A 22262-nucleotide genomic window follows, 5' to 3' on the forward strand; every position below is an offset into this window, starting at 1 on the left:
TACGCCCCATGGTCTCCGCGTCGGAGCTGGAAGCACTGGCCCGCCAGGCCCACATCGACGGCACCGCACCGAGAGTCGGGGGGGCGGTGGCGCGACGCCGCCGGGGGGGGGGAGTGGAGAGCGGCCGCAGCCACCCGCCCACGCGGCCCGCCCCCCCCGTCGCCCCCCCCCCGGCGGCACAAGGGGCCGCGGACTCGAGCGCGCCAGCGCTCCAATATTTCTGTCGGTGGGGCGGCCTAGCATGGCTCGAGGGGGTTCATGTCCGGTCGGCGGATGACGATGGAGAAGGGATTCACCAGGTGGCGGAACGCCTCACTGTGCGCGGAGCTCGGGAACACAACCTCAAGGGTGTCGATCTCGATCTGCCTCGTGACAGCCTGATCGTGTTCACCGGTCTGTCCGGTTCGGGTAAGTCGAGTCTGGCGTTCGACACGATCTTCGCCGAGGGGCAGCGCCGCTATGTCGAGTCGCTGTCGGCCTACGCGCGGCAATTCCTCGGGCAGATGGACAAGCCCGATGTCGACTTCATCGAGGGCCTCTCGCCCGCGGTGTCGATCGACCAGAAGTCGACCAACCGCAATCCGCGGTCCACGGTCGGCACCATCACCGAGGTCTACGACTACCTGCGCCTGCTCTACGCCCGCGCGGGCACCCCGCACTGCCCGGTCTGTGGCGAGCTGATCGCCAAGCAGACCCCGCAGCAGATCGTCGACCAGGTGCTGGCGATGGACGAGGGCCTGAAGTTCCAGGTGCTCGCGCCGGTGGTGCGTACCCGCAAGGGCGAGTTCGTCGACCTGTTCGACCAGCTCAAGACCCAGGGTTACTCGCGTGTGCGCGTCGACGGCGTGGTGTATCCGCTCACCGATCCGCCGAAGCTGAAGAAGCAGGAGAAGCACGACGTCGAGGTCGTGGTCGACCGGCTGGCGGTCAAACCCGCCTCCAAGCAGCGGCTCACCGACTCGATCGAGACGGCGCTGCGGCTGGCCGACGGCATCGTGGTGCTCGACTTCGTCGACCGCGACGAGCACGCGCACGACCGCGAGCGCCGCTTCTCCGAACGGCTGGCCTGCCCGAACGGCCACCCGCTCGACATCGAGGATCTCGAGCCGCGCTCGTTCTCGTTCAACTCGCCCTACGGCGCGTGCCCCGACTGCACGGGCCTCGGCATCCGGAAGGAGGTCGATCCGGAGCTGGTGGTGCCCGATCCGGAGCTGAGCCTGGCCGAGGGCGCGATCGCGCCGTGGTCGCGCGGGCAGACCGCCGAGTACTTCAACCGGCTGCTGGCGGGACTGGCCGAGGCGATCGGCTTCTCCATGGACACCCCGTGGCAGGACCTGCCGGCCAAGGCCCGCAAGGCGGTGCTCGAGGGCAGCTCCGACCAGGTGCACGTGTCCTACACCAACCGCTACGGCCGCAAGCGTTCGTATTACGCCGACTTCGAGGGCGTGATGCCGTTCCTGCACCGGCGCATGGACAACACCGAGTCCGAGCAGATGAAGGAGCACTACGACGGCTACATGCGCGATGTGCCGTGCCCGGTCTGCCACGGTGCCCGCCTGCGCCCGGAGATCCTGGCCGTCACGCTCGCCGCGGACGGGACCGACAAGTCCATCGCCGATGTCAGCGATCTGTCGATCGGCGAGTGCGCGCACTTCCTGAACTCGCTGACGCTGGGGGAGCGCGAGGCCGCGATCGCCGGTCAGGTGCTCAAGGAGATCCAGGCGCGGCTGGGCTTCCTGCTCGATGTCGGCCTGGAGTATCTGACGCTCTCGCGCGCGGCGGCGACGCTGTCCGGCGGCGAGGCCCAGCGCATCCGGCTCGCCACGCAGATCGGCTCCGGCCTGGTCGGGGTGCTCTATGTGCTCGACGAGCCGTCGATCGGCCTGCACCAGCGCGACAACCGCAGGCTCATCGAGACACTGCTGCGGCTGAAGAAACTGGGCAACACCCTGATCGTCGTCGAGCACGACGAGGACACCATCCGCGCCTCGGACTGGGTCGTCGACATCGGCCCGCTGGCCGGCGAACACGGCGGCCGCGTCGTGCACAGTGGTCCCTACGCGGAGTTGCTCACCGAGCCCGAATCGCTCACCGGCGCTTACCTTTCCGGACGCGAGCAGATCGAGGTTCCGATGGTGCGCCGCCCGATCGACAAGAAGCGCAAGCTCACCGTCGTCGGCGCGACCGAACACAATCTGCGCGGCATCGACGTGGCGTTCCCGCTCGGCGTGCTCACCGCGGTCACCGGGGTGTCGGGGTCGGGCAAGTCGACACTGGTCAACGACATCCTGGCGACGGTGCTGGCGAACAAGCTCAACGGCGCCCGCCAGGTGCCGGGCAGGCACACCAGGATCAACGGTCTCGATCACCTGGACAAGCTGGTGCAGGTGGACCAGTCGCCGATCGGTCGCACCCCGCGCTCGAATCCGGCCACCTACACCGGCGTCTTCGACAAGATCCGCACCCTGTTCGCCTCGACCACCGAGGCCAAGGTGCGCGGCTACCAGCCGGGCCGGTTCTCCTTCAACGTCAAGGGCGGCCGGTGCGAGGCCTGCTCGGGCGACGGCACGCTCAAGATCGAGATGAACTTCCTGCCGGATGTGTACGTGCCGTGCGAGGTGTGCCACGGCGCCCGCTACAACCGGGAAACCCTCGAAGTGCACTACAAGGGCAAGACCATCGCCGAGGTGCTGGACATGCCGATCGACGAGGCCGCGGAGTTCTTCCAGCCGGTCACCTCGATCCACCGGTATCTCAAGACCCTGGTCGAGGTCGGCCTCGGCTATGTGCGCCTGGGGCAGAGCGCGCCGACGTTGTCCGGCGGCGAGGCCCAGCGCGTGAAACTGGCCGCCGAACTGCAGAAGCGCTCGACCGGCCGGACCGTCTACATCCTCGACGAGCCGACGACCGGTCTGCACTTCGAGGACATCCGCAAGCTGCTCAAGGTGATCAACGGCCTGGTCGACAAGGGCAACACGGTGATCGTGATCGAGCACAACCTCGACGTCATCAAGACCTCGGACTGGGTGGTCGACATGGGGCCCGAGGGCGGTTCCGGCGGCGGCACCGTGGTCGCCTCGGGCACTCCCGAGGACGTCGCGCAGGTGTCGGGCAGCTATACCGGGCAGTTCCTCAAGGAGGTCCTGGCCGCGCCCGCGCCGGTGCGCGCCCCGGCGAAGAAGGCCGCCAAGAAGGCGCCCGCGGCGAAGAAGGCCCCGGCCGAGACCCCCGCGGCCAAGAAGCTCGCGCGAAAGGCGGCCGCACTGCGCTGACGACGGCTAACCTCGCGATCCGGGGACTTTCCGAAAACACGACAAAGTGAAACACGTCTGGGTAACATTCGCCTCGGCGCGATCGCGATGTCGTGCAGTACGAAAGGAACGTCCCCATGGATGAAGCCACCACGGCGCTCATCGGCCAGATTCTGTCTTTCCTCAGTGGTGGGTCCTCGTTGGCCTACGAGCCCACCAAGCCGACCGCCTGACCGGCGGACTCGAAAGGAACCACTGAGCAATGGACACCGGTAGCGCGGCGCTGTTCGCCGCCATCGCCAATATGATCACCTCCGGCTCCGCCGTCTCGGTCACCCCGGGGCAGCCGCCGACCACCACCCCGCCGCCCGCGGTCTGAGAGCACGGCCGCCACCGCGGCCCGTGAACGCGAAAGATCCGCCGACACTCCTGTCGGCGGATCTTTTCGTGTGTGGCGTCCGGACGTGCTCAGTACACCGGGCCGGTGTACTTCTCGCCGGGCCCCGCGCCCGGCGCGTCCGGCACCGAGGACGCCTCGCGGAACGCGCGCTGCAGGGCCTGCAGACCCTCGCGGATCGGACCCGCGTGCGGTCCGAGATACTCGACCGACGCGGTGACCAGTCCGGCCAGCGCGGTGATCACCCGGCGGGCCTCGTCGAGATCGACGTGCTCGGCGGAGTGCGGGTCGTCGGCGGCGAGGCCGAGCTTCTCCGCGGCCGAACTCATCAGCATCACCGCGGCCCGGCTGATCACTTCGACCGCGGGGATGTCGGCCAGGTCGCGCACGGGGGGATCGAGCTCGTCAGTCATGGCCACCAGGCTATCGCCAGGCTGATCTGGGCCGTCGGCACCGGGCCGATTCGGCGATAGCGGAATGCGATGCTAGACTTTCCGCTGACGACCGCCCCTGGTTGTGTCATGCACGGCTGGGGGCAGATAAGTGGAGCCCGACTCCCACCGTTACCGACGAGCGATCGTACTGGTCAACGGTCCCGGTCACCCACCCGATGTGGCGAGTTTCCCGTGTGCCTGGCATGCGGGGGTCGACACCGAGCTCGCGAGGGCGTCGGGTGTGGGCGATCGGTCGACTCGGGCCCCGTCGCGGAGAAATACCGCAACGGGGCTTTCGTGTTGAAACAGGGGTTGCAGTTATTGCGTGCGGTCGTTATGACGACACCGCTTGACCTAGGAGGCCCCATCAGCACTGAGACCCGCATCAACGATCGCATCCGTGTTCCCGAGGTTCGACTCATCGGACCCGGCGGCGAACAGGTTGGGATCGTGCGTGTTGAAGATGCACTTCGCGTCGCGCTCGAAGCCGACCTCGACCTCGTCGAGGTGGCACCCGATGCCCGTCCGCCGGTCTGCAAGATCATGGACTACGGCAAGTTCAAGTACGAGACGGCGCAGAAGGCGCGCGAGTCCCGGAAGAACCAGGTCCAGACCGTGATCAAGGAGCAGAAGCTCCGCCCGAAGATCGACGACCACGACTACGAGACCAAGAAGCGCAACGTCGTTCGCTTCCTCGAGGCCGGGTCGAAGGTCAAGGTCACGATCATGTTCCGCGGTCGTGAGCAGTCGCGACCCGAACTCGGTTTCCGGCTGCTGCAGCGTCTGGCCTCCGACGTCGCCGAACTCGGTTTCGTCGAGACCTCGGCCAAGCAGGACGGCCGCAACATGACCATGGTCCTCGCTCCCCACAAGGGCGCGAAGACGCGGGTGAAGGCCCAGCAGGAATCGGCGCCGGCGGCACGGCCGCTGCCGACCGGTCCCGCGAGCGCCGAACCGGCTGCGACGGCCGAGCCGAGCGCGCCTGCCGAGCAGGCGGCGTCGGCCGACCCGCAGTAACACCGATTTCAACGACTAGATAGAGGAATCCATGCCGAAGAACAAGACCCACAGCGGCGCCAAGAAGCGATTCAAGGTGTCGGGCCGGGGCAAGCTGCTTCGCGAGCAGGCGAACCGTCGCCACCTCCTGGAGCACAAGTCCTCCCGCCGGACGCGTCGTCTGGAAGGCACGGAGTCCGTCGCCGACGTCGACGCCCCCCGCGTGAAGCGGCTGCTCGGTCTCGCCTGAGACCGTCGCACCCTGACGATTCCGCGGCCGGGACGAACCGGACGCCGACAACTACCGAACTCGGGCGCCGCCGCGCCCCCAGATGATCAAGGACTGACACAGTGGCACGCGTCAAAAGGGCCGTCAACGCTCAGAAGAAGCGCCGTTCCATCCTCGAGGCCTCCAAGGGCTACCGGGGCCAGCGCTCGCGCCTGTACCGCAAGGCCAAGGAGCAGCAGCTCCACTCGCTGACCTACGCCTACCGCGACCGCAAGGCGCGCAAGGGTGACTTCCGCAAGCTGTGGATCGCTCGTATCAACGCCGCCGCGCGTCTGAACGACATCACCTACAACCGCTTCATCCAGGGCCTCAAGGCCGCTGGTGTCGAGGTGGACCGCAAGATCCTCGCCGAGCTCGCCGTCTCCGACGCGGAGGCCTTCGCCGGCCTGGTCGCCGTCGCCAAGGCCGCGCTGCCCGCCGACGTCAACGCCCCGGCCTCGGCCGCCTGAGCTTGACACCGCACAGCGATCTGTCGGAACGACCCGTGGACGCGCTCTCCGAGCGCAATCCGCGGGTCGTTTCCGCTGTCAAGCTCCAGCGCGCCGCGCAGCGCCGCAAGTCCGGCCGGTTCCTCGCCGAGGGTGCCAACGCCGTGACGGCCGCGCTCGAGACCGGTCGCGTGCGTGAGCTGTTCTATTCGCTGGCCGCCGCCGAGCGCGAGACGGCGCTGATCGCCGGCGCCGCCGCCGACGGTGTGCGGACCACCCTGGTCAGCGATCGCGCCGCCGAGCATCTCGGGGAGACCGTCACCGCCCCCGGCCTCGTCGCGGTGTGCGACCTGGTCGATGTCGGCCTCGCCGACATCCTCGAGCGCGGCCCGCGCATGCTGGCGGTGCCCGTCGAGATCGCCGAGCCTGGCAACGCGGGCACCCTCATCCGGGTCGCCGACGCGGTCGGCGCCGATGGTGTGGTGCTCGCGGGCGACACCGTCGACCCGCACAACGGCAAATGCGTGCGCGCCAGCGCGGGCAGCCTCTTCCACGTGCCGATCGTCCGCGGCCGCGACATCGACGCGACCCTCGACGCCGTCTCCGCGGCGGGCGTGACGATTCTGGCCACCGCCGCCAACGGCGAGGTCGATCTGGACGCGGCCGACGACATCCTCACCGGCCCGGTCGCCTGGCTTTTCGGCAACGAGGCGCACGGTCTCGATCCGGCGGTCGCCGCGCGGGCCGACCACCGCGTCCGGATTCCCATCCACGGCCGCGCCGAGAGTCTGAATCTGGCTGCCGCCGCGGCGATCTGCCTCTACGCGAGCGCGCGCGTCCAGCACGCGCGGTAGGTCGCGTCAGCAGCTCGGGTCGACGTCGTCGCGCAGGTCTTCGAGGATTTCGGTGGCCCAGGGGAGCGGGATCGCGTCGGCGCCGGCGACCTGCATGGCGGTCATGATCGTGAGCAGCATGCCGGTGGCGACGAAGCGGCGCGCCTCGGCCGCGTCGGCTCCGGTGAGTTCGCGGATCAGCAGATAGATCCGCCCGAACCGTTCCCGCATGTGTTCCCCGATCGCGGGGTCGGCGCTGGCGGCGGCGCCGTGCAGCATGTTGAGCGGGAGTTCGCGCTCGTCGAGGAATACCTCGTAGGCCTTGCCGAGGGTGACCAGCGCCTCGTCGGGCGCGGTGCCCGGCGCGATCTCGGCGCTGCGGAACACCTCTTCGATGCGGCCGCACACCTGGTGCAGGACCGCGACGAACAGCTGCTGCTTGCTGCCGAACAGGCGGATCACATAGGGCTGGGAGACCCCGGCCAGGCGGGCGATGTCATCGGTTTTCGTCGCGGCGTACCCCGACTCGGCGAACGCCTGGACCGCGGCGTCGAGCACCTGGGCACTGCGTTGCGCGGCGGTCATCCGGGTCCTCGTGCCGGCCATCCGGTGGCCACCTCCTCGTCAGCGATTCCCTCTTGACATGTTATCAGCCGATGCATAACCATGGGACTGTAGTTATCAGTGAATAACAACTCAGAGGTTTCAGCATGACGCAAACGCTCGATCCCGGCGGTACCGCCACCGCCGCGACACCACCGGACGCGGGGCGCGGGACCGCGCCGATCTGGGCGGTCGTGGCCGCGGTGGCCGTGCCGATGTTCATGGTCACGCTCGACAACCTCGTGGTCACGAATGCGCTACCGATCATCAAAACTGAACTGGGAGCGTCACTTTCGGACCTGCAGTGGTTCGTCAACGCCTACACGCTGTCGTTCGCCTCGCTGCTGCTGACGGCCTCGGCACTCGGTGACCGGATCGGCCGTCGACGGGTGTTCCTCGCTGGCATCGCACTGTTCGTCGTCGCCTCCGCGGCGTGTGCGCTGGCCACCGAGCCGTGGATGCTCATCGTGGCGCGCGCCATCCAGGGCGCGGGCGGTGCGGCGGTCATGCCGCTGTCGTTGACGCTGCTCGCGGCCGCCGTGCCCGAGCGGATGCGCAGCGCGGCGATCGGTATCTGGGGCGGCGTCGCCGGACTGGGTGTCGCGGTCGGCCCGGTGGTCGGCGGCGCGGTCGTCGAGGGGCTGAACTGGCAGTGGATCTTCTGGCTCAATGTGCCGGTGGGTGTGCTGGCCCTGCCGTTCGCCGCGCGCATGCTGACCGAATCGTTCGGGGCCGCCCGGCGTCTCGACCTCGTCGGGCTGGTGCTGTCGGCCGGTGGTGTGCTGGCGCTGGTCTGGGGCGTCATCCACGGCGCCGACGACGGCTGGACCTCCGCCGCCGTGCTCACCGCGCTGGTCGGTGGCGGTGCCCTGCTCGTCGCGTTCGTCGGCTGGGAGTCGCGCGTCACCGACCCGATGCTGCCGCTGCGCATGTTCGCCTCGCGGGGGCTGAGCCTGAGTTATGTGGTGTCGTTCGGCTTCTCGGCGGGCGTGTTCGGCGCGATCTTCCTGCTGGCGCAGTTCTTCCAGGTGGTGCAGGGGTATTCACCGCTGGAGAGCGGGGTGCGGACGCTGCCGTGGACGCTGGTGCCGATGCTCGTCGCGCCGCTGGCCGGACTGGTCGTCGATCGGGTCGGTGCGCGGGTCCTGATCGCCACCGGTCAGGTCTGCCTCGCCGTCGCCCTCGGCTGGATGGCGCTGATCATCACCGTCGACGTGCCCTATGCGGGTTTCGTCGCGCCCTTCGTTCTCGGCGGCATCGGCATGGGCCTCACCTTCGCCCCGTCCTCGACGATCGTGATGGCCAGCGCTGCCCCCGCCGACCAGGGCATGGCCTCGGGCATCAACAGCACCGTCCGCGAGGTCGGCGTCGCGATGGGCATCGCCGTCCTGGCCTCAGTCTTCGCCTCCTACGGCGCCTACACCGACCCCCAGTCCTTCGTCGACGGCCTCGTCCCCGCGGTCTGGGTCGGCTCCGCCCTGGTCGCCGCCGCGGCCCTCGTCGCGGCCTTCCTCCCCGGCCGTCTCGAACAGACCACCTGATCCGGCCCCGATGGCCCGCGTGCCCGCCGGGCATGCGGGCCATCGGTGTGTCTCGGCCACGGTGGTGACGCTGAGGCGGGGCGCGGGCTCAATCGGTCACCTCCGGGCCTGTGGTTGTGCCCGCCTCGGGGAGTTCGTCGCCCGGGGTGGACGGGGGGTTCGGGCAGAGGCCCGCCGCGCGGGGGTGGGGGTGGGGGCGGCGGGGGTGGATGCCGAGGCCGCAGAGGGCGAGGCCGCTGCCCGGGGTGGTGCGGCGGGTGCGGCGGCCCTGCGGTGAGGGGGAATCGCAAGTCTGTTCCGGCATCGAGTCGTCCTGTTCTCGAGTCGAACACGCTGATGTATTCGAACGGTTGGACGGGCGGAGAATCCGATCGGTTCCCTCGAATTCCGAAGACGGTTTCCGGCACCCCGAAATCGGGCGTGACCTGGACTTGTGAGTCCTTGTGGCGACTGCCCGCGCGGGCCGGCGGCGACCCACCGGTAATCCGGATGAACCGCGCCGACCCCATCCCATAGGATTTGTGCAGCACCGATACGGGTAGGCAATGACGCACCCGTGAACCGATCCCCAGGGGAGAGTCGAACGATCGTGGCCGACGACAACAGTGGAGTCGAGCAGAACGCCTCGCTGACCGAGGAGGCACTCGCGGCGGCGGCAGCGGAGGCCGAGAAGGCGTTCGCCGCGGCCGCTGATCTGGATGCGCTCGCGGTCGCCAAGACCGAATACATCGGCGGCAAGTCGCCGATCGCGCTCGCACAGCGTGGCCTGGGCGCGCTGCCCAAGGAGGAGAAGGCCGAGGCGGGCAAGCGGGTCAACGTCGCCCGCAAGCGCGTCTCCGACGCGTTCGAGGCCCGTCGTGCCGCGCTGCTCGCCGAACGTGATCAGGCGGTGCTGGTCGCGGAGAAGATCGACGTCACCCTGCCCGCGCGGCGTCAGGCGGTCGGCGCGCGCCACCCCATCACCGTCATCTCCGAGGAGATCGCCGACGTGTTCGTCGGGATGGGCTGGGAGGTGGCCGAGGGCCCCGAGGTCGAGACCGAGCACTTCAACTTCGACGCGCTGAACTTCCTGCCCGACCACCCGGCGCGCACCATGCAGGACACGTTCCACATCGCCCCGGAGGGTTCGCGCCAGGTGCTGCGCACGCACACCTCCCCGGTGCAGGTGCGCTCCATGCTGGAGCGCGAGCTGCCGATCTATGTCGTGTGCCCGGGCCGCACGTTCCGCACCGACGAACTCGACGCCACCCACACCCCGGTGTTCTCCCAGGTGGAGGGTCTGGCGATCGACAAGGGCCTGACCATGGCCCACCTGCGCGGCACCCTGGACGCGTTCGCGCGCGCCCTGTTCGGCCCCGACACCCGAACCCGCATGCGCCCCAACTACTTCCCGTTCACCGAACCCTCGGCCGAGGTCGACGTGTGGTTCCCGGACAAGAAGGGCGGCGCGGGCTGGGTCGAGTGGGGCGGCTGCGGCATGGTCAACCCGAAGGTCCTGATCGCCAGCGGCATCGATCCCGAGGTGTACTCCGGGTTCGCGTTCGGCATGGGCATGGAGCGCACGCTGCAGTTCCGCAACGGCATCCCCGACATGCGCGACATCGTCGAGGGTGACGTGCGGTTCACCCTGCCCTTCGGTATCCGGTCCTGAGAGAGAGCGAAAAGTCACGTGCGAGTAGCGCAGTCCTGGCTGACCGAGATCCTGCAGCGCACCACCCCCGAATGGTCGGTGTCCGCCGAAGAACTCGACGCCGGTTTCGTCCGTGTCGGCCTCGAGGTCGAGGAGGTCGACAAGCTCGAGCCGATCGGCGGTGACATCGACAAGCCGCTGGTCGTCGGTCGCGTCGCCGAGATCACCGAACTCACCGAGTTCAAGAAGCCGATCCGCTTCTGCAAGGTCGACGTCGGCAACCCCGAGTTGCAGGAGATCGTCTGCGGCGCCCGCAATTTCGCGGTCGGCGACCTGGTCGTCGTCGTGCTGCCCGGCGGCGTGTTGCCCGGCGGATTCACGATCTCGTCGCGCAAGACCTACGGCCACACCTCCAACGGCATGATCTGCTCGGTCGCCGAACTCGGCATCGGCAAGGATCACGACGGCATCCTGGTGCTGGAGCCCGGCTCGGCGCAGCCCGGCGACGACGCCAACGTGCTGCTGGGCACCGACGACACCATCATCGAGCTCAACATCACCCCCGACCGTGGTTACTGCTTCTCGGTCCGCGGCCTTGCCAGGGAACTGGCCTGCGGGTTCGACCTCGAATACGCCGACCCCGCCGTGCGCACCCTGCCCGACGGTGACGCCGAGGCGTGGTCGGTGCGGCTCGAAGCCGACTCGGAGTGCACGCGTTTCGGCGCACGCCGCGTCACCGGGATAGACCCGAACGCGGTGAGCCCGCTGTGGCTGCAGCGCAGGCTGATGCTGTCGGGCATGCGCCCGATCTCCCCGGCCGTCGACGTCACCAATTACGTGATGCTCGAACTGGGCCAGCCGCTGCACGCCTTCGACGCGGCGAAGCTCAACGGCGGCTTGGTCGTTCGCTCGGCGCACAAGGGCGAGACCCTGCGCACGCTCGACGACACCGAGCGCACGCTCGACGCCGAGGACGTGGTGATCGCCGACGATTCCGGCGTCGTCTCGCTGGCCGGTGTGATGGGCGGGGCGAGTACCGAGGTCGGCCCGGAGACCACCGACGTGGTGCTCGAGGCCGCCACCTGGAACCCGTTGCGGGTGTACCGGACCGCGCGCAGGCACAAGCTGGTCTCGGAGGCCGGCAAGCGCTACGAGCGCGTCGTCGACCCGGAGATCAACATCATCGCGCTCGACCGCGCGGCCACGCTGCTGGCCGAGATCACCGGCGGCACCATCGAATCCACGCTCACCGACGTCCGCGTCCCGCTGGAGCCGGTGGCGCCGATCGCGATGGACATCGACCTGCCCGACCGCGTCGCCGGCGTCACCTACCCGGCGGGAACCGCCGTGCGCAGGCTCGCCCAGATCGGCGCCGCGGTGGAGATCGAGGTCAACGACGCGGGCAAGACCCAGTTGCTGGTGACCCCGCCGAGCTGGCGGCCCGACCTGGCCCAGCCCGCCGACCTGGTCGAAGAGGTGCTGCGGCTCGAGGGGCTCGAGCAGATCCCGTCGGTGCTGCCGTCGGCGCCCGCCGGCCGCGGCCTGACCGCCGCGCAGCAGCGTCGTCGCGCGGTGAGCCGGGCGCTGGCCTTCGCCGGTGGCGTCGAGGTGCCCGCGCCGGTGTTCCTGCCCGCCGGGGTGTTCGACGTGTGGGGCCTGGACGCCGACGATCCGCGCCGCGCCACCACGCGCGTGCTCAACCCGCTCGACGCCGAGCGGCCCGAGCTGGCCACGACGCTGCTGCCCGGCCTGCTGGAAGTGGCCGCCCGCAACATCTCTCGCGGCGCCCGCGACCTCACGATCTACGGGATCGCGCAGGTCGTGCAGCCCGGTGCGCGGACCCACGCGGTGGAGGCGCTGCCGGTGGACCGGCGGCCCACCGACGAACAGATCGCCGAGCTGAACGAGTCGCTGCCCGCGCAGCCGGTGCACGTCGCGGCGGTGCTCAGCGGCAAGCGGGATCCGCGCGGCCCGTGGGGCCCCGGTCGCCAGGCCGAGGCCGCCGACGCGTTCGCGCTCGTGGACGAGGTCGCCGCGGCGGCCGGTGTCACCATCGAGCGTCGCGCCGCCGCCTACCTGCCGTGGCATCCGGGTCGCTGCGCCGAGTTGGTCGTCGACGGCGTCGTGGTCGGCCACGCGGGCGAGCTGCATCCGGCCGTGCTGGAGCGGGCGGGCCTGCCGCCGCGCACCTGTGCCCTGGAGCTCGATCTCGACGCGCTGCCGCTGGTCGCGGCCCGTCCAGCGCCCCTCGTGTCGGCGTTCCCCGCGGTGCTGCAGGACGTGTCGATCAGTGTCGAGAAGGCCGTGCCGGCCGCGAACGTCGAGTCGGCGCTGCGCAGCGGCGGTGGCGAGTTGCTCGAGGACATCGCCCTGTTCGATGTCTACGAGGGCGCCCAGGCCGGCGAGGGACGCAAGTCGCTCACCTACGCGCTGCGTTTCCGGGCGCCGGACCGCACCCTCACCGAGGACGAGGCCAGTGCCGCGCGGGACGCGGCGGTCGCCTCCGCCTCCGCCGCGGTGGGCGCGGAACTGCGCGGATAGTCCGGCCGGGCACCAGCTTTCGCGGCCCGCCCGATTCTCGGGCGGGCCTCGTCGCGTCGGATCAGCGGGTGCGGCGGGCGGGGAGGGGGATCCGGTCGAGGTCGTGCGCCAGGATTGCGCCGGGGAAGCCGGCCTGGTCGAGGAACAGTGGGTCGTCGGATTCGCCGTAGCGCTCGGAGAAGTGCGTCAGGACAAGGGTTTTCACTCCGCACGCGCGTGCCACCTCGCCCGCCTGCCTGGCCGTCAGATGACCGCGCTCGGTGGCCTGGTCGAGTTCGGAGTCGAGGTAGGTGGACTCGATGACGAGCATGTCGACACCGTCGGCGAGGGCGAAGACGTTGTCGCACAGGCGCGTATCCATCACGAACGCCACCTTCTGGCCCGGCCGCGGTACCGTGCAGTCCTCGAGCAGCGCGCCGGACAACTCGCGGACAGCCGCGCCGGAGATGCCGTGCGCGCGAAGGCGATCGGGCAGGAAGGTGCGGCCGTCGGGTTCGGCGACGCGGTAGCCGTAGGTGGGGATGCTGTGCTCGAGCGGCAGCGCGGTGATCGTGAAACCGTCGCCGGGCAGGGTCGCGCCGGGGCCGTCGACCGGGTGTTCGACGATGTTCGCCGAGCCGTAGTAGCTGGTCGCGTACCGCAAGCGCGTCCAGTACTCGGCGCCCGCGGCGGGGAACACGGCGTGGACGTCGTGCGGAACGCCGTCGCGGCCGAGCCGCTGCACGATGCCCGGCACGCCGAGCGAATGGTCGCCGTGGAAATGCGTGACGCACAGCCAGTGCAGTTCGGTCGCCGACGCCCCGGCGTGCGCCATCTGCCGCTGGGTGCCCTCGCCCGGGTCGAACAGGATCGCTTGACCGCCCCAGCGCAGCAGGTAGCCGTTGTGGTTGCGGCGGCGAGTCGGTACCGCCCCCGCCGTACCCAGCACGATGAGTTCCCGCGTCGACATGTCCCCATCCTCGCCGGTCGCGATGACGCTGTCAGGTCCATTTCGGGGCCTCGCGCCGGCGTGTCCAGGTGGCGCGGACCGAACCGCCCGACGGATACGGCCACCGCGTCCGTGACGACGGGTTGGGCGTGGCGCCGGGTCGGGGCTAGGTTGGCAGCTGTGTCGATGATGAAAGGCGCCAATCTCGCGGTGCCCGCCGCCGCGGTTCGCGTCGAAGTGGGCTGGCAGTCGGGGCCCGGAGTGCCCGACGCCGATGCCTCGGCCCTGCTCCTCGCCGGGGCGAAGGTGCGGTCCGACGACGACTTCGTCTTCTACAACCAGGCGGTGCATCCCTCCGGCACGGTGCGGCACGAGGGAAAACAGCAGGGCCCCACCGTCGTCGACGCGCTGTCGGTGCACCTGGCCCAGGTGGAACCGCAGATCGAGACCATCGTGCTCGCCGCCTCCGCCGACGGCGGCACCTTCGGACAGTTCCGTGGCCTCTACATCCGGGTGCTGGACGCGGCCACCGGCGCGGAGATCGCGCGCTTCGACAGCACCGGCGCCACCACCGAGACCGCGTTCGTCCTCGGTGAGCTGTACCGGCGCCAGGGCGCGTGGAAGTTCCGTGCGGTCGGGCAGGGGTACGACTCCGGATTGGCCGGACTGGCCACGGATTTCGGTATCTCCGTCGACGACGCGCCCACCCCGGCGGCGCCCGACGTGCCGTTCACCCCGCCGCCCCAACCGGCCCCCGGCCCCACTTCCGCCGCACCGCCGCCGATCTCGGGCCGGCCCCACCCACCGCAGCAGTACGCGCCGCCGCCGAGCCAACAGCCCTTCGCACAGCCGCCGCACGCCGCTGCGCGGTTCGCCTCACCGCCGCCTCAGCAACCTGCCGCGCCCCCGCCGGTGAACCTGGCCAAGGTCTCGCTGACCAAGGAGGCGCCGTCGGTCTCGCTCACCAAGCACGGCGCGACCGGCGGGGTCATGCGGGTGAATCTCAACTGGACCTCGATGGCCGCGACCGGGCGCCTGTTCGGCAAGCTGCGCGGCAAGAACATCGACCTCGACCTGTGCTGCTTCTTCGAGCTGGTCAACGGCGCGATCGGATCGGTGCGCGCGCTGGACCGGCGCTTCGGCGCGCTGTACGAACCGCCGTTCATCCACCTCGACCAGGACGACCGCACCGGCGCCAGCATCACCGGCGAGAACCTCTCGATCAATCTCGACTACACCCGGTTCTTCCGCCGCGTCCTGGTCTTCGCCTCGATCTACGACGGCGCGAGCGACTTCCGTGGCGTGCACGCCACGGTCACCCTGCATCCGGTGAACTCCGCGCCGATCGAGATGACCCTCGACGGCTGCACCGACAACTCCCGCGACGCCGTCCTCGCGGTGCTGGAGAACGTCGACGGCGAACTGGTGGTCCGCCGCGAGGGCGTGTTCGTGCGCCCGCCCGCGGGTCAGCCCGGCGGTGGCGTCATGGAGATCGCGCGCTTGTACCAGTGGGACTTCGGCTTCCAGGCGGGGCGGGGCAAATGATGCGGCACCCCGCCACCCGGGTCCTCAACGCGCTGGTCTATCACCCGGACAAGCACGTCGCCCAGACGCCCGCGGCGTTCGGCCTCGATCACCGTGAGCTCACCATGCGCACCGCCGACGGTGTCGATGTGCACGGCTGGTTCGTGCGGGCCGAGCGGCCGCGCGGACACATCCTCTACGCCCACGGCAACGCGGGCACGATCGGCGATCGCGTCCCGATCATCGCCCTGCTCGTGGCGGCGGGATTCGATGTGCTCGCCTTCGACTACCGCGGCTTCGGCCACAGCACGGGCGCACCGGAGGAGCGGGGCACCTACCTCGACGCCAGGGCCGCCCGCGCCGCGCTGCTCGACCAGCCCGAGGTCGACCCCGCCAAGGTGATCTACCTCGGCAAGTCGCTCGGCGGCGGCGTGTTGCTCGAGCTGGCCACCGAGCATCCGCCCGCGGGCATGCTGCTGATGTCGACGTTCAGCAGCATGCGCGCGGCCGCCCGCTCGGTCTACCCGTTCCTGCCGTCGCCGCTGATCCCGAACGCCTATCCGAGCCTGCGCCGGATCGCCGCCCTGCGGGTGCCGGTGCTGATGTTCCACGGCGACCGTGACGAACTGCTCCCGCTGCGCCACGCCGAGCGGCTGTTCGCCGCGGCGCGTGATCCGAAGGAGCTGGTCGTCGTGCCGGGCGCGGGCCACAACGACGTGATCGACGCGCTCGGTCCCGCCTGGCCGCGGCGCATCGTCGAATGGAGCGACGCCTTCCTGCGCTGACGCCGCGTGCGTAGCCTGGCGGTATGAGTGATGTGAGCGGGATCCTCGGTCAGCTGGCCGCCCTGCCGGACACCGACCTGGTGTCGGTGTTGCGCGCCGCCGTCGCAGGCAGGCCTGGCCTCGGCCCGGTCGCCGCCGCGCTCGCCCAGGTCGAGGCCGGTCATGCCGAAGCCGGGCCGCCTGTGACTCTGGACACGGACGTCATCGACGCCGATGTGGTGCCCGTCGCATCGGAGCAGGTCGGAGGCACGTTCCCGGTACCGCCGGTACCGCATGGGGTGTCCGGGACCGCCGCACCCGCCGCGACCGGCGGCTATTCCGCGTCGGGAGTGCCGACATTCGACGCGGTTCGCGATAAGGTCGAGCAGCGCTTCGGCACCGCGCAGGGCATGGGTGAGCTCGACCGGCAGACCCCGGCGGGTCGCAGTGCCGACGAACAGTGGGAGGCGCGGGAGAAAGCCGCGCGCGAGCGTCTGGCACAGATCCGGAAATCGATGCAGGGCAACGACTCCGGCGCCGACGACCAGTAGCCGAAAGGCCTCCCGTCCGAGCAACGACCGTGATGGGTGGACCCAGATGACACAGGCGCGCCAGATCGCCGACCGACTGCTCGACGCGCAGGTGGACTTCCTGCTCGCCGAGGTGACCGGCGACCGGTTCGCCGAGGTGATCGCCCGCGACGTCGCCGCCGTGCTGAGCGTGGGCGAGACCATCGTCTTCGGTGACGTCGTCAGCCTGGAACAGGGCGAGCAGACCGTGGCGACCGTGTTCGACCGCATCGGCGGCAGCCCCGTCATCGCCGACACCGTGGGCGTCTTCGCCGACGCCATCTACGACCACATCGCCGCCAACACCGAATACACCCTCGGTGACGTCGTCGACCGTGAGCCGGTGGAAGCGCTGCTGGAGAAGATCTTCGGAATGCACCAGGCCCAGGAGCGGATCCTGGACCGGCTCACCGAGAGCCCCCTCGTGGCCACCGTCGCCGCGCGCTTCGTCGACAAGCTGATCGGCGATTTCATGCAGGCCAATCGTGAACGCGCCGAGAAGATCCCGGGCGTGTCCTCGCTGATGTCGCTGGGCCAGTCGGCCGCCAACCGCGCCAAGAAGGTCGCCGACAGCACCTTCGTCGGCGACCTGGCGGGCAAGGGCGCGCTGTTCGCGCTCAAGCGCACCAACAACGCCATCCGCGACATGCTCCGCGACGCGCCCGTGCATTCGGCGGCCATGGAGTTCTGGGACCTGCACGCCGACGAGCCGGTGGCCGGCCTGCGCGAGTACCTCACCCAGAAGGATCTCAACGAACTGGTCCAGATCTGCTACGAGATCGCCGTGACGACCAGGGAGAAGGAATACTTCGGGATGCTCGTGCGCGAATGCGTCGAGGTGTTCTACCAGCGCTACCGCGGTCACACGCTCACCGCCATGCTGCCTGAACTGGGCCTGAGCGCCGAGGACATCAGCACCGAGATCCTGCGCTACGGTCCCGCCGTCATCGAGTCGGCCAAGCGCAACGGCGTGCTCGCCGCGCTGATCCGCGAGCGCCTCGAACCGTTCTTCTACTCCGAGCAGGTGCTGGGAATTCTCGGCGGTGAGTGACGCGCCGCCGCTGTGAGGTTTCGGATACAGAAGGCGCCGTTCGTTTCCGGCGTGTTGAGATCAGTGCACGAAACCCGCACCGGCGCCGCCCCGGATTGACCGCCGCGGTGGGCGCGGGCAAGTTGACACCTGACTGTCGCCGAGCCGCTGGATGACCACCCGCGGTGTCTTCCGAGGAGCAGGTGGGTGCGTTCACTTTCCCGACGGCGGGCCGCGGGCGGCCTGATCCGGCCGCGCACCATCGCCGGTCAGCTGGGCCGCATCCTGGCGGTGTCGCTGGTGCTGGTGCTCGTGCTGCTCGGGCTCACGATGGCCACCCAGGTGTCGGCGTACCGGCGCAGCGGCGAGACCGTCGACGCGGTGGCCCTGGCGCTGCTGGCCCAGGACCTGGTGCATCAGGTACAGCGCGAACGCGGCCTGAGCAACGGCCTGCTCGGCGGCGACGAGCGGCTCGGGCCGCCGGTGCTCGATCAGCGCGCCGACACCGATACGGCCCTGCGGATTCTGGCCGAGGCGGTGGCGGCCGGGCCGCCCGGTGCCACGGCGCTGGGCGCGGCGCTGAACCAGCTCGCGGGGGTGCCGGGGCTACGTGCCCGGATCGACACCCGCGCGATCACGCGGCAGGCGGCGTTCCAGTTCTACTCCGACAGCATCGACGCGGTGAACCGGGCGGCGCTCGGTCTCGACCAGGCCCGTGATCCGGCGATCCGGCACGGCCTGCAGGCGCTCTACGCGCTCGGCGACGCCAAGGAGTTCACGGCACGCGAACGCGGCTTCCTCAACGGTGTCTTCGCGGCCGGTGCGTTCGCCGAGGGGGAGTACCTGCAGTTCCTCGACATCCGGGCCGCCCGCGCCGCCGCGTTCACCCAGTTCGAACGCGACGCGACGGCCGCGCAGCGGGATCGGATCGACGCGGTCCGCACCGGGGCGAGCGCCGCGCTGGCCGCCAGGGCGGAGAACATCGCGATCGCCTCGATGGCCGGACCGCTCACCCACCCGGTCGATCCGGCGACGTGGTGGGCGCAGATGACCGACGTGATCGACGCGCAGCGCACCGTGCAGCAGGCCATCGGCGCCGACATCCGCGCCCGCGCCGACGAACTGCGCCGCACCGCCCTGCTCACGCTCGCCGCCTACGCCCTGGCCGCGCTGCTCGCCGTCGCCGCCGAGGTGGTCCTGGTGATCGCCAGTGTCCGGGCGATCGTGCGCCCGCTGTCCGGGCTGGCAGGCGAAGCCGACGACGTGGCCTCCCGCCGCCTGCCCACGGCGATCGCCGCCTGGCGCGACGCCGACACCGCCCCGCCCGCCCCCGCGCCCGTGCGCACCCCGCCCGGCGCCGGCGTGGAGATCGACGCGGTCGCCCGCGCGCTGGACCGGGTGCAGACCACCGCCTTCGACCTGGCCTCCGAGCAGGCGCTGGTGCGGCGCAACACCACCGAATCGCTGGCCAACCTGGCCCGCCGCAACCAGAACCTGGTCCGCAGGCAGCTCGGCCTGATCAGCGAGTTCGAGCGCGAGGAGATGGACCCGAAGGCGCTGTCGAATCTGTTCGATCTCGACCACCTCGCCACCCGCATGCGCCGCAATGCCGAGAGCCTGCTCGTGCTCGTCGGTGAGGCGAGTCCGCGGCGCTGGGCCGAGCCGATCGCGCTCACCGATGTCATCCGCGCCGGGCTCTCGGAGGTCGACGACTACCGGCGGGTGGCGTTGCGCCGTGTCGACGAGATCGCGGTCGCCGGCGCGGTGGTGAGCGAACTCGCCCATGCGCTGGCCGAACTCATCGAGAACGGGCTCGCGTTCTCCCCGCCCGACCTGGAGGTGGAGATCTACGGCCGCAAGGTCGCGGGCGGGTACCTGCTCGCCGTCGTCGACCACGGTGTCGGCATGGGCGCCGAGCAACTCGCCGAGGCCAACGCGCGGCTGCGCGGCGAGCAGGACTTCATCGTCGCCTCGACCCGCTACCTCGGGCACTACGTCGTCGGCCGCCTGGCCGGGCGCCTCGGCATCGACGTGGAACTCACCACCTCCCCGGTCAGCGGCATCGTCGCCCGGATGCTGCTGCCACCGAGCCTGCTCGCCGACGAGAACGCCACGCGCCCAGCGCGATCCGGCGACGACCCGGGTGCCCTCGAGGCGGGGTCGACACCGCCTGCCGGGGTGAGCGAGTCCATCGAGCGACCGGCGCAGGCCGCCGCGGCGCGGGACGATCTTCCCGGAGCCTCCGCTGATGACCGATACGCTCCGGCGATCGCAGCGAGCGTGGTGACCGGAGACGCCAGTGCGGAGCGCGGTGGTGCCGCCGGGAGCGCCGGTACCGCCGGGGCGACAGCGGTGACGGGGCTTTCCCTCGACATCACCGGTGGTGGTGCGCAAGCAGCGGCAGTGCGCCGCGTTCCAGGGGATCTGGGCGCCGCACCCTCGGGTCGATCCGGCGTGGATCAACGATCCCGCGCACAGGTCCATCCACCGTCGGCTCGGACCTCCGACGGTGGAACCGAGGCAGGCACCTCGCGCATGCCCGGCGTCGGCGCGCCAGGCACGGTGGCTTCGCGGCGGGCGGATTCGGCCCCGCCGTCTCGTACGAACGGGGCAGCGACGCCTTCTGATGCGAACGGTCTCGCCGGCCCAGGGCCGACGGCTACCGGTGCACGGACGCTGCGCTCCGGCCCGACTTCCGCCGCCGCACAGGGTGACTCGCCGTACGCGCAGTTCGTCAATGGCGCGGCGCATTCCCGCCGCGAGCCGACGGTGCGGGAATCGGTCGATCCGGGGGACGGCATCGTCCGGCACGTGGGCCCGCAGGCGGCGCCCACCGTCGAGCGCACCCGCAACGGACTGGTGAAGCGGGGCAAACGCGCCAAGGCGCCGGAAGCCCCGCCGCGGGGTGCCGTGTCCGAGCCGCACCGCCCGCCCGCCGTGGAACGCACCCCCGAGCAGACCCGCGGCCTGTTGACCGCGTTCCGTACCGGCCACGACCGCGCGGGCGAGGCCCGTGGCGAGCACCGGCCCCGAACCGAGGAGCTTCGATGACCACCCACCTGCCCACCGCCGACCCACACACCTTCAACTGGCTGCTCGGCAACTTCGTCCGCGAGACCGACGGGGTACGCGACACCGTCGCGGTCTCCTCCGACGGGCTGCTCATCGCCATGTCCGACGGGCTCGATCGCGCGGGCGCCGACCGGCTGGCCGCGATGGTGTCGGGCCTGGCCAGTCTGGCCCGAAGCGCGTCGCGCAGTTACGAATTCGACGGCCTGAAACTGATCATGATCGAGATGCGCCGTGGCTTCCTGCTGGTCTCGGCCCTGGGGGACGGCAGCTGCCTCGGCGTCATCGCCGACGGCGGCTGTGATGTCGGCCTGGTCGGCTACGAGATGGCGGTCCTGGCCGAGCGCGCGGGCGCGTTGCTCGACCCGATGCTCATCGGCGAACTGCGGGAGTCGTTGCGCAGATGAGAGATCCCGATCGCCCCCGGGTGCCCGACCCGCGCATGGTCCCGGTCCGCGCGACCACCGGCTGGCGCGACCAGGCCGCGCCCCTCCCGGCGCGGTCCGCCGACCCCGAGGTGGACGACCGGTTCGTGCGCCCGTTCGTGGTCACGGCCGGTCGCACGGTCCCCGTGCTGGACGGCCTGCGGCTGGAAACCCTGGTGCAGGCAGCGCCGTCCGCGCTGTCGGCACCGCTGCGATTCGAGGAGCACACCGTGGTGCGCCTGTGTCAACGACCGCACTCCATTGCCGAAATCGGTGCCGCCCTGCGGATTCCGGTCGGCATCGCGAAGGTGATCGTCAGTGACCTGGCCGCAGCGGGCCGGGTGGGCGTGCGCGACGCGCCGGAGCTGTCGACCGCCGCCATCGAGAGGATCAGGGATCTTGTTCGGGCACTCTGAATTCCGTACGTCGGCTCCGGTGATGCCGTCGTCGGTGAAGATCGTCGTCAGCGGCGGCTTCGGCGTCGGGAAGACCACGTTCATCGGCGCCATCTCCGAGATCGAACCGCTGGTCACCGAGGCGTCGATGACCGAGATGTCGCTCGGTGTCGACGACGCGGGCCATCGCGCCGACAAAACGGCGACCACGGTGGCGCTGGACTTCGGCCGCATCACCCTGGACTCCGAGCTGGTGCTCTACCTGTTCGGCACGCCCGGCCAGGATCGTTTCGTCTTCCTGTGGGACGACCTGGTGGACGGCGCGCTCGGTGCCGTCATCATCGTCGACACCGACCGGGTCCAGGACTGCTACCCCGTCCTGGACTATTTCGAGGACCACGACACCCCGTTCGTAGTCGTGGTCAACCGCTTCGACGGCGCCCCCCACTTCGACCTGGCCGAGGTCCGCGAAGCCCTCGGCCTCGACGACTGGATCCCCGTCCTCGACTGCGACGCCCGCGCCCGCGACTCCGTGCGAGACACCCTGGTGGCCCTGCTCGAACAGGTCCTCCTCCACCGTGCTCGACCTCGCGAGCGCGAGGTCAGCTGACGTCT

19 protein-coding genes are annotated in these 22262 nt (G+C 70.4%); 16 read left to right on the forward strand and 3 right to left on the reverse strand.

All coding sequences use genetic code 11. The features are described 5' to 3' along the window. The first annotated feature begins 299 nt into the window (after window positions 1-299). Window positions 300-3272 (forward strand): excinuclease ABC subunit UvrA, encoded by a 2973-nt coding sequence (gene uvrA / locus QH270_RS15160; protein ID WP_280342370.1) that lies wholly within the window; start codon window positions 300-302, stop codon window positions 3270-3272. Window positions 3273-3719: 447 nt separating this feature from the next. Here the strand turns inward: uvrA and QH270_RS15165 are convergent, their stop codons facing one another. Continuing rightward, complete coding sequence (locus QH270_RS15165) at window positions 3720-4061, reverse strand: DUF1844 domain-containing protein (protein WP_280342372.1); 342 nt, start codon at window positions 4059-4061, stop codon at window positions 3720-3722. Window positions 4062-4418: 357 nt separating this feature from the next. Between QH270_RS15165 and infC the strand changes: the two genes are divergently transcribed. From infC to QH270_RS15185, 4 genes are all read left to right on the forward strand, one after another. Next, window positions 4419-5099 (forward strand): translation initiation factor IF-3, encoded by a 681-nt coding sequence (gene infC / locus QH270_RS15170; protein ID WP_110040457.1) that lies wholly within the window; start codon window positions 4419-4421, stop codon window positions 5097-5099. Between the two features lie 31 nt (window positions 5100-5130). Then, on the forward strand, window positions 5131-5328 hold the full coding sequence (rpmI, locus tag QH270_RS15175) for a 50S ribosomal protein L35 (protein ID WP_232997923.1): 198 nt from the start codon (window positions 5131-5133) through the stop codon (window positions 5326-5328). A 101-nt stretch (window positions 5329-5429) separates the two neighbouring features. Beyond that, window positions 5430-5816 carry a 50S ribosomal protein L20 gene (gene rplT / locus QH270_RS15180; protein ID WP_067498536.1) on the forward strand — a complete coding sequence of 129 codons (387 nt, stop codon included), beginning with the start codon at window positions 5430-5432 and terminating at the stop codon, window positions 5814-5816. Window positions 5817-5851: 35 nt separating this feature from the next. Then, complete coding sequence (locus tag QH270_RS15185) at window positions 5852-6649, forward strand: TrmH family RNA methyltransferase (protein WP_280342374.1); 798 nt, start codon at window positions 5852-5854, stop codon at window positions 6647-6649. A 6-nt stretch (window positions 6650-6655) separates the two neighbouring features. On the opposite strand, the gene QH270_RS15190 is transcribed toward QH270_RS15185, so the two are convergent. Further along, window positions 6656-7234, reverse strand: a complete 579-nt coding sequence (locus QH270_RS15190; RefSeq protein WP_280342377.1) for a TetR/AcrR family transcriptional regulator — start codon at window positions 7232-7234, stop codon at window positions 6656-6658. A 104-nt stretch (window positions 7235-7338) separates the two neighbouring features. Here QH270_RS15190 and QH270_RS15195 point away from each other — a divergent pair, with 104 nt between their 5' ends. The 3 genes from QH270_RS15195 (at window position 7339) to pheT (ending at window position 12943) form a co-directional block, all read left to right on the forward strand. Further along, complete coding sequence (locus QH270_RS15195; protein WP_280342379.1) at window positions 7339-8772, forward strand: MFS transporter; 1434 nt, start codon at window positions 7339-7341, stop codon at window positions 8770-8772. Between the two features lie 589 nt (window positions 8773-9361). Beyond that, window positions 9362-10423, forward strand: coding sequence for a phenylalanine--tRNA ligase subunit alpha (pheS, locus tag QH270_RS15200; RefSeq protein WP_110040460.1), 1062 nt, complete (start codon window positions 9362-9364; stop codon window positions 10421-10423). Between the two features lie 18 nt (window positions 10424-10441). Then, window positions 10442-12943 carry a phenylalanine--tRNA ligase subunit beta gene (gene pheT / locus QH270_RS15205; RefSeq protein WP_280342382.1) on the forward strand — a complete coding sequence of 834 codons (2502 nt, stop codon included), beginning with the start codon at window positions 10442-10444 and terminating at the stop codon, window positions 12941-12943. Between the two features lie 61 nt (window positions 12944-13004). On the opposite strand, the gene QH270_RS15210 is transcribed toward pheT, so the two are convergent. Continuing rightward, window positions 13005-13892 carry a ribonuclease Z gene (locus tag QH270_RS15210; RefSeq protein WP_280342385.1) on the reverse strand — a complete coding sequence of 296 codons (888 nt, stop codon included), beginning with the start codon at window positions 13890-13892 and terminating at the stop codon, window positions 13005-13007. Between the two features lie 165 nt (window positions 13893-14057). Between QH270_RS15210 and QH270_RS15215 the strand changes: the two genes are divergently transcribed. The 8 genes from QH270_RS15215 (at window position 14058) to QH270_RS15250 (ending at window position 22257) form a co-directional block, all read left to right on the forward strand. After that, entirely contained in the window at window positions 14058-15416 is a 1359-nt protein-coding gene (locus QH270_RS15215; RefSeq protein ID WP_280342435.1) for a TerD family protein, read from the forward strand. Next, window positions 15413-16180 (forward strand): alpha/beta hydrolase, encoded by a 768-nt coding sequence (locus QH270_RS15220; RefSeq protein ID WP_280342388.1) that lies wholly within the window; start codon window positions 15413-15415, stop codon window positions 16178-16180. Before QH270_RS15215 ends, QH270_RS15220 begins: the two co-directional genes overlap by 4 nt. 23 nt (window positions 16181-16203) lie before the next feature. Further along, window positions 16204-16710, forward strand: coding sequence for a PspA/IM30 family protein (locus QH270_RS15225; protein ID WP_280342393.1), 507 nt, complete (start codon window positions 16204-16206; stop codon window positions 16708-16710). 46 nt (window positions 16711-16756) lie between these two features. Next, window positions 16757-17779 carry a hypothetical protein gene (locus QH270_RS15230; RefSeq protein WP_280342396.1) on the forward strand — a complete coding sequence of 341 codons (1023 nt, stop codon included), beginning with the start codon at window positions 16757-16759 and terminating at the stop codon, window positions 17777-17779. Between the two features lie 186 nt (window positions 17780-17965). After that, on the forward strand, window positions 17966-20809 hold the full coding sequence (locus QH270_RS15235) for a sensor histidine kinase (RefSeq protein ID WP_280342398.1): 2844 nt from the start codon (window positions 17966-17968) through the stop codon (window positions 20807-20809). Then, window positions 20806-21234, forward strand: coding sequence for a roadblock/LC7 domain-containing protein (locus tag QH270_RS15240; RefSeq protein WP_232997934.1), 429 nt, complete (start codon window positions 20806-20808; stop codon window positions 21232-21234). Before QH270_RS15235 ends, QH270_RS15240 begins: the two co-directional genes overlap by 4 nt. Then, the gene (locus QH270_RS15245; RefSeq protein WP_280342401.1) at window positions 21231-21668 is read left to right on the forward strand and encodes a DUF742 domain-containing protein; all 438 of its coding nucleotides are present in this window, start codon (window positions 21231-21233) and stop codon (window positions 21666-21668) included. The genes QH270_RS15240 and QH270_RS15245 overlap by 4 nt, the downstream gene beginning before the upstream one ends. Window positions 21669-21690: 22 nt before the next feature. Beyond that, window positions 21691-22257 carry a GTP-binding protein gene (locus QH270_RS15250; RefSeq protein WP_280342437.1) on the forward strand — a complete coding sequence of 189 codons (567 nt, stop codon included), beginning with the start codon at window positions 21691-21693 and terminating at the stop codon, window positions 22255-22257. Window positions 22258-22262 lie beyond the last annotated feature (5 nt).

Source organism: Nocardia neocaledoniensis (assembly GCF_029868625.1).
Taxonomy (GTDB): Bacteria; Actinomycetota; Actinomycetes; order Mycobacteriales; family Mycobacteriaceae; genus Nocardia; species Nocardia neocaledoniensis_A.

Coding starts and splice junctions, on each gene's coding strand:
- infC (WP_110040457.1), top strand. CDS start 4,419: ATGACGACACCGCTTGACCTAGGAGGCCCCATCAGCACTGAGACCCGC.
- QH270_RS15210 (WP_280342385.1), bottom strand. CDS start 13,892: ATGTCGACGCGGGAACTCATCGTGCTGGGTACGGCGGGGGCGGTACCG.
- QH270_RS15195 (WP_280342379.1), top strand. CDS start 7,339: ATGACGCAAACGCTCGATCCCGGCGGTACCGCCACCGCCGCGACACCA.
- QH270_RS15220 (WP_280342388.1), top strand. CDS start 15,413: ATGATGCGGCACCCCGCCACCCGGGTCCTCAACGCGCTGGTCTATCAC.
- QH270_RS15240 (WP_232997934.1), top strand. CDS start 20,806: ATGACCACCCACCTGCCCACCGCCGACCCACACACCTTCAACTGGCTG.
- QH270_RS15215 (WP_280342435.1), top strand. CDS start 14,058: ATGATGAAAGGCGCCAATCTCGCGGTGCCCGCCGCCGCGGTTCGCGTC.
- QH270_RS15190 (WP_280342377.1), bottom strand. CDS start 7,234: ATGGCCGGCACGAGGACCCGGATGACCGCCGCGCAACGCAGTGCCCAG.
- QH270_RS15245 (WP_280342401.1), top strand. CDS start 21,231: ATGAGAGATCCCGATCGCCCCCGGGTGCCCGACCCGCGCATGGTCCCG.
- rpmI (WP_232997923.1), top strand. CDS start 5,131: ATGCCGAAGAACAAGACCCACAGCGGCGCCAAGAAGCGATTCAAGGTG.
- QH270_RS15230 (WP_280342396.1), top strand. CDS start 16,757: ATGACACAGGCGCGCCAGATCGCCGACCGACTGCTCGACGCGCAGGTG.
- QH270_RS15165 (WP_280342372.1), bottom strand. CDS start 4,061: ATGACTGACGAGCTCGATCCCCCCGTGCGCGACCTGGCCGACATCCCC.
- QH270_RS15225 (WP_280342393.1), top strand. CDS start 16,204: ATGAGTGATGTGAGCGGGATCCTCGGTCAGCTGGCCGCCCTGCCGGAC.
- QH270_RS15250 (WP_280342437.1), top strand. CDS start 21,691: ATGCCGTCGTCGGTGAAGATCGTCGTCAGCGGCGGCTTCGGCGTCGGG.